The 449-nt window shown below is 60.6% G+C and carries 1 protein-coding gene; it reads left to right on the top strand.

Translation table 11 applies throughout. From position 1 onward, the window contains the following. The coding region (locus C1I95_RS37480) for an AAA family ATPase (RefSeq protein WP_146605963.1) at positions 1–449 on the top strand (449 nt) is incomplete at both ends.

Below are 449 nucleotides of genomic sequence, written 5' to 3'. Positions count from 1 at the left end.
GCTCATCAAGGGCGAGCCGGGCACAGGCAAGACCATGCTGGCCGAGGAAGTGGCCGCCGCACTGGGTATGCCGCTGTTGCAGTGGCACGTGAAGTCGACCACCAAGGCCCAGCAGGGCTTGTACGAATACGATGCCGTCTCGCGCCTGCGCGACTCGCAGCTCGGCGATGACAAAGTGCACGACATCCGCAACTACATCGTCAAGGGCGTGTTGTGGCAGGCCTTCGAGGCGGACGAACCTGTCGTGCTGCTGATCGACGAGATCGACAAGGCCGACATCGAATTCCCCAATGATCTGCTGCGCGAACTGGATCGCATGGAGTTCTACGTGTACGAAACGCGCGAAACCATCCGCGCCAAGCACCGCCCGCTGGTGATCATCACGTCGAACAACGAGAAGGAATTGCCCGACGCGTTCCTGCGCCGCTGCTTCTTCCACTACATCAAGT

The organism is Micromonospora craterilacus, assembly GCF_003236315.1.
Taxonomy (GTDB): domain Bacteria; phylum Actinomycetota; class Actinomycetes; order Mycobacteriales; family Micromonosporaceae; genus Micromonospora; species Micromonospora craterilacus.
Note: the sequence above shows the minus strand (reverse complement) of the source record. Positions and strands in the feature narration are given on the sequence as shown.